Origin of the sequence: uncultured Tateyamaria sp., assembly GCF_947496075.1 — a bacterium.
Taxonomy (GTDB): domain Bacteria; phylum Pseudomonadota; class Alphaproteobacteria; order Rhodobacterales; family Rhodobacteraceae; genus Tateyamaria.
Window position 1 is genome coordinate 599,963 of record NZ_CANMBJ010000004.1, and the last position, 15,595, is coordinate 615,557.

Genomic DNA, 15,595 nt, shown 5'->3' on the forward strand with positions numbered 1-15,595 from the left:
GCTCAGAACTTGGCAACGATGTTAATGAAAGCACCCCTGTCATCAAAGGTCAGGTCGGTGAGGTCATCGCTGAAGTTGGTGAAGTTATAGCCAACGCCAAGTTTCACGTTCTTGCCCAAATGGCGGTAGATCGCGGCGAGCCCACCCACTTCGGACACTCCAGCGTCCCGCAGATCAAGCGCGCGCAGTTCAAACAGGGCGTCCCATTTGTTGACCACGTGCCAGCGCGTATTGAGAATGGCGAGAACCGCATCGTTCGACGTGTATTCGTCATCGACACTGTCCGCGCTGTCGGTAAAGCGCGCGCCAAACTTTCCGCCGATGCTCCAGAACTTGTTGATGTCATATTCCGCATCCACGCTGAAAACATGTGATTGCTGGACGGGTCCAGGGGTGTCACTCCCATCAACCTGCTGCCCGAAACTGTCATCCAGATACCGGTAGCGCAGCAGTACATTCAGACGTTCGTTGTAAATCGGACGGTAGGCATACCCAAACGACAGATCGGTGAAGTCGCTGTCAGGCGCGATGCCGCTGTTGCCGTCGGTATCAGACACCTTGGCGTAAAAGACCAATCGCTGGCTTTCATCCAACTTGTAGCTGCCAGATCCGGTAAACAGCCATGTATCGCTGTCTCGGTCTGAATTGCTGCGGGTGCCATCCTCGTTCCGGAACTCAAGCCGCGCCTTTCCTTCAAATTGTTCGCTCTGGTACTGCGCGCCAAGGGACAGCGCATAGCGGTCGAAGTCGCCATTTACGCTGTCGCGCACTCGGCCAGTCTCGAACGCTGTCACAAAAGAAAGACGCTCGGTTGGTTCATAGGTGACACCATACGCTGACGTCAGGCTTTCGTAGCGACCAAAGCGATCAAAAGCATTCTCTCCAAACATGGTAACGGTACCGCTGACCCGACGTTCTCCGCCAGTGATGAAGCGCCCGCGTGAGCGGCCTGTCTCGGAGCGGGTCAGACCAGAGATTTCACGACTGGGGTCAAGCTCGTAACCGAAATAGGTGTTCCCTTCTTCTCCGCGATCATTCCTCAGCAGAATGCGGCCCCCTGTGCCACCATCCCCTTCGGAAAGTTCGCCCTCGATTTCCCATGTCTCGGCCCATCTATAGCTGCCCCCGACACCTATCCGGTCGTTTTCCTCAAGGGTGCCCGAAAGGCTCAGCGTCTCTTGCCCGTAGACGTACCACGTCAGATTGTCGTTGGGCTTGTACGTCAAACGGACGACAGCGTCAGTCCTCTGCCCGTCACCCGAACCGGAAACGCCCTGCCGGTCCAAGTTCTCAAGCCCAAATCCAAGGGTCACACGATCCGTTAGAAGGTACTCGGCTTCGATCCCACCCTCGCGGTCCGTTTTGCCCCCATCTTGTTTGAAGCTGTCAAAATAAAGAGCGATGCTCAGCCGCTCGGACACCTCGGCATCCAACGCAAGACCCCACAAGGTCTCATCCACAGTGGTTGAATAGTCGAGGGTCGTGAAGCCCTCGGACCTTTCTTCGAAATAGGCACTGATCGAACCCTCGGCAGCCAACCCCAGATCACCAAGGGCCGCGCGGCCCTCGATCTTGTAGGCGTCGCCTCGACCACCGCTGGCTGGCGTTTCATCAAACACAAGTCCGCCGTCGGTTGATGTATCGAACCCAAAGCCGGGTCCATCCGACCAGGCGTATTCCGCGCTCAGATAGGTGTCTTCGTTCAACTGGTACCGCAGATCGAGACCGTAGGAATCCTGTGTGCCAAGCCCGGTTTCTTCGCTCTGCACGGTTGCACCCAGACGGAAACGATCCGCCGCCCAGACCTCCCCGCGCAGACCGTAGGAAAACGCATCAATGTCACCAGCATCCGGGGTGAATTCATACTGTGCGACCAGATTGACATCGGCCGCGCCGCCGACATCCGTCACAACCAGACCGTTGGACCCCGTGCCGGATTGCAGCGGCGCGCTCAGGGTGATGATGCCCTGAATGTAGTTGATCGAGTAGTCGCGCCCCGCCACCAGGGACTGCGTTGAGATCACGCGCCCAGTGGTTGCGTCGCGCACCTGCACCAACAGTGTTTCTGATCCGATGGTCAGATCCTGACGGCTCAGGAAGTAAACTGACCCACCGGTACCACGGAACACATCGCGTTGCGGAAGCGTGTCCTGCTGCGCGGCATAGGCGTCCAACTGCCAGACAGGCTCGCCCAGCGACGTCGTGTTAGCAGATTCCAGATGCCCTCGCGCACCATAAAGCGTGCGATCATTGCGCAGATACGTCGTGTTGGCAATGTCAGCCCGCCAATCACCCCAGACAGCGTAGTTGTTGTCTTTCTCAACCCGCAGATAGAACTTGCCAGATGTCGGCGTGTCGTCAACCAACGTACTGTCGTCGCCATAGGTCGGATACAGATCGTCCGGATCAAGCCGCAAGAAGGTGGAACGGGGATCCCGTTCTCCCAAGGTCGAGAAGATCTCGTCCAGATCTCCTTCGCCAGTATCGACTTGCGCCGTCAGCTCAACCCCATTGGCATACCGACCATTGAAGTAACCTGCGATGCGCCCCCGCTCGTAAGAGGTGCTCCCGTCAAGGTCACCATCATTGTAGCCAAGCGTTAGATCAATCTGTGCCGTGTAGAAGGACTCGGATCGCGGAACTTCGACCTCGCGCACCACATCGACTGGCACAGCCCCGGTGCCTTGCACCTGCACTCCGATTGCGTAGTCACCCGGTGGCAAAATGCGCTGAATGACGAACGCCCCGGACGGGTCGGGGCGCACGACTTCCCCTAGCGTGGTGACCTGCGCACCAGGTGCAACGCTGCTTCCCGATACGGTTACGGCGCCGCCATGTACCGGAATACGACGGCGCGCCGTGGCATCATTGCCGTCCTCTACCCCATCTTCGAGCGCGCGATCGTCGCCGTGGCTCAAGGGTAACGGCGCGGTTTCATCGTATCTACCATTGACATCATAAACACGGTGAACAGCGACGATGTTGTCGCCCTCGGGAACAGTAATGGTCACTTGTCCGTTCGGCGCAATGTCGTTGCGCCCAAGGGTTTTTGGGCCACCGCGTGCATTCTGATCCACGACCAGAACTTCGCCGCGCGTCACGAACCCGGGGTAGTTTAATACGGATTGCAGCGTGACGCTGTCGCCTGCACGCCGCTGACCGTCCGCCCCCTCAATTTCCAGGTCAAGGCGCGGCGTCACGTCCAGACCATCGTACTGGACCCGGACATCTGCCTGTTCAAGTGCCTCGTCCACCCGTTTGACCTGGCGTTCGAGCGCGGTATCGTCGCCCGCCACCTTGTCCCCGTTCAGGGTGATGACAAACCCACCATCCTGCGCAAGTGCGGGAAGCGCTGAGCTGCTAAGAAGAAGGGCTGATGTTGCGATAAACCGTTTCATGTCCGTACCCCTCACTGCAACCGCCGGACGGACCGGTCGACATCAAGCCGATAGGTTCCCCTGCCCCGCCACGCCTGTCGCAAGGCATCTTCTGTTGCTTTGAGACGGGTACGCGCCGTCTCAACACTTTCATCACTGCGGTAGTATCGAAGCTGGATGGCTGAGGGTTCGCGCCGGATCTGTTCGACCAACCCCTGAAGACCGTTGATCAAGGCCGCATTCGGTCCGTCCCCCGAGAAAGCCGCAGCGGTCAGATCAATCTCGACCAGATTGCCCAGCCGCGCACCAAAGTTCAGCTCTGCCAGTTTGCCTGCCGTCACGCGGATCACGCGCGGGTTTTCCGTGGTGACACGGTAGCCGGTGGGCAATGTCCGGTCGTCCAGTTTGAGTTGGAAATTCGACCCAATCGAGCCATCCGGCAGCAGGGCACAGGGAACATTGAAGCGCCCGTACTTGTCGGTCGTGATAATATCGCCGCGCGGCGACACCAGTTTCACGCCGGGCAGCCCTGGCTCACCACCGTCCGCCTTGATCTCGGCAGGTGTCAGTTTCTCAAGCGCAAGCTGCACCGCATAGGAATTGGCCAGACGTTTCAGCGTCTCGGGTGGGTCCTGATACCCGTCGCCATTTACGTCATCAAAGACCTTGCCGATGATGTCGCCGCAATCAAAGACCGCCTCGGGTGTGACCCGTATCGCCGCAGTTGCGGTGTTCGATACGCGCGCGCCTGTCGGCCCAAGGGCGAATGCGCTGTTGATGTATTCGCCCGCCCCACCCGTCAGTCGTGCGCTCAGGCGGATCGTCGCCACCTCTGCCGGAGCAAGCGTCTGGTCCGGCCACGTGACAGAACGACCATTCATCACCGGTTCAGGCGTCGATGCACCGTTGAACGTCGCAGATCCCGGAAGGAACAGAAGACCCGGCGGCAATTGGTCCACGAATGTTAGCCCGCTTTCTGCAGTAGTGTTCCGGTTTTCGAACGTCAGCTCGAACGTCACAACCGAGCCGCGCTGCAAAACACCGCTGTTGGTCGCACGCTTTGTTGCCACGATGTCCGATGTCGGCTCACTGCTGGCGACGGCTGCGGATGCGGTCACAGCAGCTGTGAGCCGGTCGGATGTCAGTGACGCCGTGTTGGTCCCTGACGGTGATCCGGCTGCTGTGTCATATTGCACCGCAATCGTGACAGTAGCTGTTTCACCGGGGGCCAGTGACGTCCCAGCGCTCAGCGTATTAGTGTCAGTCTGTCCATCAAACGCGCCATTGGCGCCGCCGGTGGTAAAGCCGGAGGCAACCGGCGCCCCCACGGTGACCAGCGTCGATGGCGCGACGAAAGCCGTCATGTCGTCGGTTAAAACCAGATCGGCTTGCGTCACGTTACCGGTGTTTTCGACCGTGATGGTAAAGAGAACTTCAAAGACCGATCCCGAAACGCGCGTCGGCACATTCGCCGTCTTGGTCAGAACGACGGTCGGAAGCGCCGTGATCGGAACCAACGTCGGATCATCCAGCACGTTCCCATCGGTGTCGTCCCCATCGTCCGAACTGTCCGTCACCGGCAAACCCAGCGGATCATCACCGGTCGCCGCAAAGATGTTCTGGATGCCGCCCGCGTCGAAATCCTCTTGCGTCAAAGTATAAGCCACGCCGACAGTTGTGGTTTCACCTGCACCCAGTTCAGCAAATCCCGCAACCGGCGGCGCATCGGGGCTCAGAACCGTCCCGTCCAACCGCGTCAGGGTGTCGGTGAACACCAGATCGCGCAGGGTCACGTTGCCTAGGTTTTCGATCAGGATATCAAAGGTGACGGTTTCGCCCGGCGCGGCGGGTTCAACCGTCTGGTTGCCGGAGGTTTTGGTCACCACCAGCTCTGGCATCGGCTGAATTGCCAGAACTGTAGGATCATCGGTGGTGTTGCCGTCGGTATCGTCGCCGTTGTCGCCGGTATCACTGACAGGGACATTGCCCGGCCCAGGGCCGTTGCCCGACACAACAACCACATTCGACAACCCGCCCGCGTCCACATCTTCGGTCGTCAGGGTGTACGAAACACGCCAGACAGCCAAACTGCCAGGGGCCAGCGGATCGGCAATGACCCCAACCGGAGTCGCGGGCTGCGTGCCGATCACTTCACCATTGGCACGGCTCAACGTGTCAGCAACCGCAAGGCCCGAGATATCCACGTTTCCGGTATTGGCTGCCCGTATTTCGAAGACGACTGTGTCGCCCGCCTCACTGCCGGTCGTCACAACTGTCTTGGTCACGTCCAGTCGCGGATTCGAGGTGATGTCGACAATTGTTGGATCATCGGTCGTATTGCCATCACCGTCGTTGCCATTGTCTGACGTATCGGTGACCGATCCCGTACCTGCTGGCCCGTCGGCGGTGACAGTCGCAGTATTGCTGACCCCACCGGCATTGATATCCGACTGAGAGAGCACGTAGGTCGCGGCGTACTCCCAGACCTCGTCCACATCGAGGAAGCCATCGTTGTTGGCATCCCCCGTCACCAAGGTGAACGGCGTGGTCAGGAATGTGGGTGCACCGGTGTTGATCCGCGTCATCGTGTCGGTGATGCCGCTGACCTCAACGGTCACGTTGCCCACGTTCTCGACCCTCAGTGTATATGTGATGGTTGACCCCGGGGTCACGCTTGGCACATCCGCCGTCTTGGTAACCTCCAGCGCCGGTGTACGTGCAGGCCCTGCCGTGGTCAGCGTATCTTCGACCGTAACGGTGCGGGTGTTGAGCAGATCGCGCGCGGTGACTTGGGCCGTGTTTTCGATGCTTCCGCGGTCCACGTCTTCTTGGGTCACTGTGTAGAGAGCGGCACAGCTGGTCGCATCGACGGCGCTGGGATCAAGCGTGTCAATCACGCAGCTGAAGCCGGGGATCAGCGGGTCCGTGACCGTTACGTCAGCCAGAGTGAAGCGTGACGTGTTTTCAACCTCGAACCCGTAGGACACCGTGCTGCCCACAGCACCAAACGGCGTCGGGGTAGCGGTTTTGGACAATGCAAGGCCAAGTGGTTCGGTCAGCGGTCCGGGAACGGTGACCCCGCTGGTGTCTGGTGCGACTGCCGTACCGGTGGGATCAATCGCCTCTGCAGTAGCCGTGTTGCTGAGGGTACCATTGTCAACATCCTCCTGCGTCACCACGTAGTCGCCAGAACAGGTCAGATCGCCGCCTGGTGCCAACGTGTCAGCTTCGCAAACAAGCGCAGGGATCAGCGGGTCCGTGACGCTCACATCTGTCAGCGTCTGGTTGCCCGTGTTGCTCAGCACAAAGTCAAAGGTGATCGTCTCGCCCACACTGGCAAAGGACGTTGCAGCGGTGGACTTCACCAACTCAATCATTGGATCGCTTGCCGCAGGCGTGGTCACGCTTGAGACGTCCGAGATCACCGGCGCAGTCAAGCCCGACGCACTGGTTTCTGCGATAGCTTCGTTAAAGACTTCGCCCGCGTCCAGATCCTCTTGGGTGACCTCATATGATTGCAAAAGGTTGGTTTCACAGGTCACCGTTTCGCCGGGGCGGAAATCGGGATCGGCGCCCGAGCTGGAAAAACAGACCAGCGGCGCCGCGAGAAGCGCGTCGTTCACCACAACGTCATTTACAAAGGCCAAACCGCCCGAGTTGGTGACAGTGAAACGATAGAACAGGCGATCACCAACCGTTTCGAACCCGCCCGTCCGCACGTTTGCACCGGTCGCGTCTGTGACCTGAACCAGTTCCTTGGTCACATCCAATGCCGGCGTGGCGGCATTGGGAATAGTTTCTGTAACTTGCGGGGATGTCGTGGTGCCGTCCGTTGCAGACGCAAGGTTCGTGACCGACGTAAGATCAATATCACCGACGGTTACGGTGTAGCTACCTGTGCAGACATATGTACCGCCGGGCGCGATACCATCCGTCGGGAAGGTCGGGCAAACGATGTCACTTGCTGGGATCAGATTGTCGGTGATCGTGATCGGGGTCGTCAGCGTCACGTTGCCCGTATTGGTGACCGTGTAGGTGTAATCAACCACCGCACCGACGAAGAATTCTGTGGCCGGATCAATGCTTTCCGCTTCTTTCAACAGCTCCATCGCGGGTGATTGGCTGGCTGGTACAGTTACACTGTCGGTCTGACCCGGCGCAGGACCTACCGCCGCGCTCGCGGTGTTCTCGACTTCACCGCGGTCCAGGTCTTCTTGCGTGATGGTATAGCTTGCGGTGCAGGTCCGCGTATCATCAGGCGCCCACGGCACCGTGGCGGAGACGGGATCACAGATAGCTGGGGTAGCGAGCAACGGATCGGTGATCACGATCGGATCGGTCAGGGTCACGTTGCCGGTGTTGACCAATGTGAATGTGTAGTCGAGCACGTCGTCTACAGCATCGAAACTTGCGTCTGCACCCGTGTATTCCTTGACGAAGCTAAAGGACGGGGCAGCGGCGATGTCCAGGCTTGTCGGTGTATCGTCACCGTCGCCCGGAACACCGTTGTCGGTGATATCCGTTGTTGGCGGCCCAGTGGGCGGGGTGCCACTCACGATCGCGGAGTTTCGAATACCACCGGCATCGAGGTCTTCCTGAACCAGCACGTAAGTGGCCGTGTAAGTGGCTGTCTCACCCACCTGCAATGTCCCTGCAGGCGATCCATCATCGTTCGAACTGAATGTTGGCCCTGTTGCGAGGGTAAGGGATGTCCCGTCCTGCCGCTCCAAGGTGTCCGATGTGACGTCAACACTTGTTAGCGTCACGTTGCCCGTGTTTTCGATCTCGATGAGGAAGCTGACGGTGTCGCCCAAGGCCGTTCCGGTTGACGTGATGGTCTTGATCCCCGTCACTCCGGGTGCGGGCGGCACGGCAAAGGTGGTTGGGTTGTCGCTCCCATCGCCGGGAATACCATTGTCCGACAGATCGCTCACAGGCGTGTCGCTTGGGTCTTGCGCCTGGACGAGAACCGAGTTGCTCAGCCCTCCGCTATCGATGTCCGATTGAGTCAGTACATGGGTGACTTGGTAGGTCCACGTCTCATCCACGTCCAGCGTCACACCGTCTCCAGCAATCAACGTCGGCACCGGCGCGGGCAGGATTGTCTGCCCGTTTCCATCCCGCAGCGTGTCGGACAACGTCACCGTATCCAGCGTCACATTGCCAGTGTTAGAGACAGTGATGTCAAAGGTGACACTGTCGCCAACGTCGGTTCCGGTGCTGGCGCTCACGGTTTTCAGGGCGGTGACTTCCGGGCTTGGGCCTTCGACACCGACACTCTGCGTGTCATCGGCAGTGGGCGGCGTCAGACCGCCGGGCGGGGTCGCCGTCCCGGTGACAACATTGGTCAGATCCGCACCGGCATCCACATCCGCCTGTGTGACCGTGTATGTCGCCGTCAGAGTGACGCTGTCACCCGGGTCCAGCGATCCAATCACACCGCCGCTGCTGAGTGTCAGGGGAGACGTGCCAGCCGCGCTGGTGTGACTGTCGGTCAGCGTCACATCGGTCAGGGTCACGTTGCCGGTGTTGGTCACAAGATAGCTGTAGGTCAGCTCTTGATCCGCCTGCACATCGGTCGCATCATCAACCGTCTTGTCGATGGTAAAGGCCGGGCCCCGCGTCGCCGGAACTGTCTCGGTCGCTTCGGCCCGGTTGGGATCAAGCGGATCAAACGGGACTTCGCTGCTTGCCACTGTGGCAATGTTTGTGACCTCGCCCGCATCCACGTCATCCTGTGTTGTTTCATAGGTCGCAGTACAAACAATGCTGTCGAGCGGTGCCAGACCACCCGTTGGGAAGGCAGGGCAGCTCACACTGGCAATGCGATCATCGCTTACGGTTGGTGCCGCGGTCAGAGTCACATTGCCCGTATTGGAGACTGTGTAGCTGTAGGTGATGGTTACGCCGGGAGCCGCGAAGCTGGCGATATCGGCATCCTTGACCAAGCTAAAGGACGGCTCGGCATCCGGACCATCCACGAGGAGTGATCCGTCATCAATGATCGGATTGGCCGGGTCACTGATCGGAACCGAAGAGGCGCGCGCTACATTGGTGAAGTCACCTTGGTCAACGTCGGCCTGAGTAACAGTATACAGGAATGTGCAACTCTGATCCTCTTCACCCGGCGCAAGGCTGGGCACGGAACATGTTTCCCCCGGCACCAGATCATCCGTAACCGTCGTCGATGTCAGGGTCACATTACCGGTGTTGCGCACCGTCACGGTGAACTCAATCTCTTGCCCGACCACGCTAAAGCTGCTGTCGGGCTCGCTTGCGCTCAGGGCCTTGGTGACCTCGACCGCAGGCGCATCATCTTCGAGCGGCGCAGTGACCGACCCGGTGGCGACCACGGGATCACCCGCAGGCGTCACGCCCTGCGCAGTCGCCGTATTCACAAGGTTCTGATCATCCACATCGTCCTGCGTGATAGTATAGTCACCCTCACACAGAAGCTGCGCGCCCGGAGCCAGCGTGACGGGCAAAGTCACCGCAGGATCAGTGCTCGACGCACCATCAAAGCAGTTCAGACTTGCAAGCAAGGGGTCCGAAACGTCCAAACCGGAAACGGTCGTATCCCCACTGTTGGTGGTCAGGATCGCGAAGGTGATCGTATCCCCTTCTCCGGCTGGGTCAGGACCGCCTGATACGGATTTGACCACGGACAGCGCGGGATCGTTCACGGCGGGCACGGTTACAGTTGCAGCAGGGGATTGAACAGGCTGCCCGGCAAACACGGTGTTGGCAGTGGCCACGTTGGTCACGAACCCACCGGGCTGGCCAGCGGCCACTGCGTCCAGGTCTTCCTGCGTAACCGTGTACTCCGCCTCACAGGTGATGGACTGCCCCACCAACAACTGCCCACCGGGGACGGCCGGACAGGTTACCGTTGTCTTGTCGTCATCAACAGTGATTGCATTGGCAAAGGCGGGCGCGGGTGTGCCCTGCGACGTGTTCTCGACCACGTATTCGTAGTTGATCACATCACTCACCGCAGTGAAGTTTGCCTCGATGGCGGTCTTTGTAATGCTAAGCGCCGGGTTTGCCCCGGTCGGAATGGTTTCTGTCGCAGGGTTCGAGGTCACGCCGCCCGATGTTGCGGTCGCGTTATTGGTGACACTGCCAAGCTGGATATCGGCGAGCGTCAGCTCGTAAACCCCGGTGTAGGTTACACTGTCACCAGGTGCGAGACCTGCAGCAGGAAACGGCGCGTCGATCGAGATAAAGGCGGGCAGGATCAGGTTGTCCGTCACCACCGGCTCAGTCGTGACAGTTGTGTTGCCTGAATTTGTGACCGTGTAGCGATAGATCACGTCATTGCCCGCCGCAAAATCCCCTGCAACCGGGGGCGGGTTTGCGTTCAGGATCGAAACGAATTCTTTCAACATGGTGAGTGCAGGGGCCTGTACTGCGGGGACTGTCAGCGTGTCAGACGTTGCCGGGACCGGAACACCACCGAAAGTCGACTGCGGCGACGCAACATTGGTAATGCTTCCGGCATCAATCGCGGGCTGGTCTGCGGTCCAGACCAGTTCACATGTCAGGTTGGCGCCCGGAGCCAGATCATCTTCAGAACACAGTTGCGGCGCACCGCCCGCAATCTGGTTGTCCGTCACATTTATTGTGTCCGTGATCGTAACGTTGCCGGTGTTAGTAACCGTGTAAGCGTAGGTCAGCGTGTCACCAGGATTGGTGAAGCTGCTGGCCGAGCTCGCGGCAAGCGCCTTCGAAACTGACAGCGCCGGAGATTGGGCGGCAGTCACAGTCTCGGTCTGCTCGGGCGAAGAGGTGGTGATTTCGGTCGGGCCACCGGGCGTATCTGGCACCACGGTTTGCGTGATGGTCGCGGTCGCACGGTTGAGCACGCTACCCGCATCCAGATCGTCCTGGGTGATCTCGTACGTTGCTGTGCAGGTGAGTGTTGAACCGGGGGCGAGGCCACCGAGTGGCAGTGCAGGGCAGCTTACTGTCGTGCGGTCGTCCGCGACGGTGACATCCGCCGTAAGTGTAATGTTCCCCGTGTTCGAGACAACGTAGTCATAGCTGACCACGTCGCCCACTGCGGTGAAGTTATCACCGGCTGTAGCCGTCTTGGTCATATCAATGGCGGGCGCCTGTGTCGGGCCAGCCAAAGTGACCGTGTCGGTATCGGTGATGGATGCACCACCCGGTGCAGTGCCCGTCACCTCAACTTCATTGGTCAGGAACCGCGCATCCACATCCCCTTGCGTGATGGTGTAGCTGTCGGCGAGCGGTGTCGTATCGGCACAGGTGGTGGTCGAAGTGCCCGGCAAAAGGTCTGCCAACGTACAGGTGAACCCTGTCAGGTCGTCGCTCAAACTCAGGTTGCTGAGCGTCACATTCCCATCGTTGAAGACTTCAAACGTATAAGCCTCGGCACTCGTGACAGCGCCAAAAGTCCCTGATCCATCCACCTCGGTCTTGACGACACGCAGCGCCGGATTGGGGGTTGCGACCGTCACAGTTTCGGTGTCGCTGTCCGTCGGTGGTGTAAGGCCGGTAGGTGGAACCCCAGTTCCGCTGACGATGTTGGTCAGGTTCGCACCTGCATCGATGTCGTCTTGGGTCACGGTGTAGGTCGCTGTCAGGGTTACATCAGCCCCTGGCGCAATGCTGCCCGTATTGCCGCCCCCCGAAATGGTCAGTGTCTGAGTACCAGAAGAACTGGTATGACTGTCCGTCAACGCCACATTGGTCAGCGTGACGTTTCCGGTGTTCCTGACAACATAGGAATAGGTAATCACCTGGCCTGCGACGACGCTCACCGCATCATCAGCCTGTTTCTCAACGGTGAAGTCCGCGTCGCGGTTAACGGCGGGCACGGTCAGCGAGCTGCTGTCGCCCGATGTGCCAGGCGCTGCCACACTCGCGATATTGTCGACTTGTCCATTGTCCAGATCGGTCTGGGTTACGGTGTAGACGGCTTGACATGTCGTTGTGTCAGTGGTGCTGGGGGCGAGCGTCGGAATAGTGCAAGTCAGGCTGACCAGCGGGTCAGTGACCACAATGTCGGTCAAGGTCTGCGTACCGGTGTTTGCTACGGCAAAGCTGTAACGGATTTCGTCGCCAACCGAGTCAAACTCTGTCACGTTCGCAGTTTTCGACACGTTGACCGCGCGCGTGGCTGCGGCAGGATCAACGGGCGTAACCTCGGTGTCGGAGGACGGATCAATGGTGTCGCCCGTACTCGACATACCGTTCGCGGTCGCGGTGTTGGTAATCGTTTCCCGGTCCAGATCAGCTTGGGTCACCGTGTACTCGCCGGTACATTCCCCGGCGAGAAGAGGCCCGATATCGGTCAGATCGCAAACCAGACCCGGGATCAGAGGGTCCGTGACGGTGGCCGACGCAATCGTCTGTTCGGTGTTGTTGGTCACCCGGAATGTGTAGGTAAGGACTTCGCCAACGCTGGTGAACTGCGACGGTCCCACCTTGTCCAGCGTGAAGGACGGCGTGATGTCGACGGGCACGGTCGCCTCTGCCGACGGAGACACAACATCAAACGGGTTGCCGCCATTGACGCGGTTGAATTGTGCCGTGGCAGTATTGACCACCTCGCCTGCGTCTATCTCGGCCTGGGTCGGTGTGGTGCTGCCGGTGCATGTGACCGAATTCGGCGTGCCTTGCCCCACCGGGAAAATCCGCCCTGTTTGCACACATGTCACGGAGTCCAAGCGTGGGTCGTTGATCGAGATGGTCCTGTTTACCCCAATGGACCGGTCGCCAACATTTGTCACTGTAAAGGTGTAGGTGATGACGTCTGAGGTACGGGACACGCTGGTCACATCCGCGGTCTTGGTCAGCTCAATCGCATCTGTACCTGCCTGCGGGACAGTCTCAGTATCCGAGTTTGACGTTGTTGTGCCATCCGTTGCCGTGGCAGTGTTGGACACGAATCCCAGGGATTCATCCGCCGCGGTTATCGTGTAGACAGCCTGACACGTGCGCGTGTCACCAATCAGAAGATCGCCGGTGCCGCAATCAATTGGATCGGTGAACCGGTCATCGTTCACGGTCAGTGGCGCCGTGATGGTGGTATTCCCGGTATTTTCAATTTCGTAAGTGTAGGTGACCGTCTGCCCCTCAAAGAAGTCGACGGCTGGGATCACCGGCGCCAGCTTGTCCAATGTCAGTTCGGGCATCTGGTCGGCATCGACCGTCACTTGCGCCGGATCGGACGACACTTCCGCTGCATCCGGGTCGTCGGCGGCAGCGGTTGCGATGTTGGTGACCGAGCCTGCATCCACATCTTCCTGAAGCGTGAGGTAGTCATCCGAGGTACAGGTCACACTGGTGCCGGGCAGGATCTCGGTCGCGGTGCAGGTGGCGGATACCTTGTCATCCGTTATCCGCGGTGTGGTCAGGGTGACATTGCCGGTATTGGTCAGCACGTAGTCATAGACCAGGGTCACACCGGGCGCATCGAAACTTGTCGCGCTGGCCGCGTTAAGCTGTTTGACCAGCGTCAAACCGGTCGTTTGGACAGCAGGGACCGTTACTGAGGCCGAACCGTTCGCTGTGACACCCCCAACCGTGATTGATGCTGTCGCTTCATTCAGCACTTCACCCGCATTCAGGTTCGCCTGCGTCACCGCATAGTCCGCAGTACAGATCACCGCACCATTTGGCGGAACAGCACCTGCGGGACAACTGACCGCCCCGCCGGCATCCGTCACCAAGGCATCGGTGATAGCTGGCGGACCAGGCCAGGTGACATTGCCCGTATTTGTCACTTCGATGCGGAATTGCAGAACATCTTCATCACTGTCGAAATTCTGTTGCAGCGCTGTCTTGGACACCACCAACGCCGGGGCTGCCGCCGGCCCATCCACGGTCTCATCAACGGTGCGGGTCAGCGTGGACTGCCCGCGGTCCTGCGCATTGGCCGTCGCGGTGTTGGTCAGTGGCGTACCGTTTTGGGCAAAATCATCCAGATCTGCCTGTGTAACGGTATAGGTGCCGGTACATGTCAGTGTATCGGTCGGCAACAATGTCGCCTGCGCACAGGACAATGACGGGATAAGGTTGTCCGCCACACTCAGGTTGGTCAGAGTCGTGTTGCCGGTGTTTTCCAAAGTATAATCATAGGTGATCACCTCACCCACGGCGCTAAAAGTCGTTTGCCGCGCCACTTTCGCGATGGTCATATCAGCGTCAGCTGTGGGACCGGGCAAGGTCACAGTATCCTGCACTTCACCCAATTGGCCGAACTCCGGATCACCATTCGCACGCGCGATATTGGTCAGGCTCCCGCTATCGATGTCGTCCTGCGTGACTGTGTAAGTGGCGGTACAGGTGGCGACCTCAGGTGTGCCACCGCCCGTCGTCTCGTTGATGGTCGTACGATCACAGGACACGGTTCCGCCCTGCTCATCGACCTTGTCATCGAACACCGTCAGGTTGTTGATGTTGACCGACCCGATATTTGTCACCGTGTAAGTATATGTGATGACATCACCAACGGCTGTGTAGTCTGTCGCGGTGGTTGTCTTTTCAAACTCGTAACCCGGCGCGATCGTACGCAACGCCTCGTCGCTCAGGCTCTCGCCGCGACGGAAATCCCAAAAGTTGTCGTTGGGATCATCATCCAACACTTGGGTCGTTGTCTGACCCGTCGCCAACAGACTGTTCAGCAGCGTCGGGTTGGACGAAGTAAACCAGCCGGTATTGAAGCTGTTATTGCCGAACCCGGTTTGAAAGCCCTGACTCACCGTACCTGAGTTGTTGGTACGTTCGGTCGTTAGTCCCGACCAGCTGCCCACATTTACCCCGTTCAGGATCAGGCTGATATCGTTCTGGTCAAACCCACCCGGTTGCGTATCCCCGTCATAGGCAGAGAAACGGACGTGAACCCGGGCGATGGCACCACCGAAATAGTCCGTACAGCTCCGAATTCCGCAGTCCAGTGGAATGGGGTCATTTACAGTGAACGGATTGCCTCGGAATCGCGTTGGCTGGCCGTTCGAGTTGAAGCCGCGAAAAGCGCCGTTCGGATCACTGAACTGGTAATAGATCTGGCCGTTGACACCTTCCATGACAATGACGACGCCACCCGCTTCGGGATATGCACTAGGAAGCGCAATGCTCGTCCCGGGAACATTTGTCGTAAAGGGTGTGGCATGCGCCAGGTCAGCCGCAAAAAAAGATACACTGGCGGCTGCCAGCGCACCCTGAAAGGCACCACTCAATCTAAACAT

General features: G+C 59.1%; 2 protein-coding genes. Both read right to left on the reverse strand.

Annotation, left to right across the window (positions count from 1 at the left end):
* Window positions 1–2 precede the first annotated feature (2 nt).
* Window positions 3–3,398, reverse strand: a complete 3,396-nt coding sequence (locus Q1A51_RS15390; protein WP_299600371.1) for a hypothetical protein — start codon at window positions 3,396–3,398, stop codon at window positions 3–5.
* Window positions 3,399–3,409: 11 nt separating this feature from the next.
* Window positions 3,410–15,595: a hypothetical protein gene (locus Q1A51_RS15395; RefSeq protein WP_299600374.1), complete on the reverse strand. Its 12,186-nt coding sequence runs from the start codon at window positions 15,593–15,595 to the stop codon at window positions 3,410–3,412.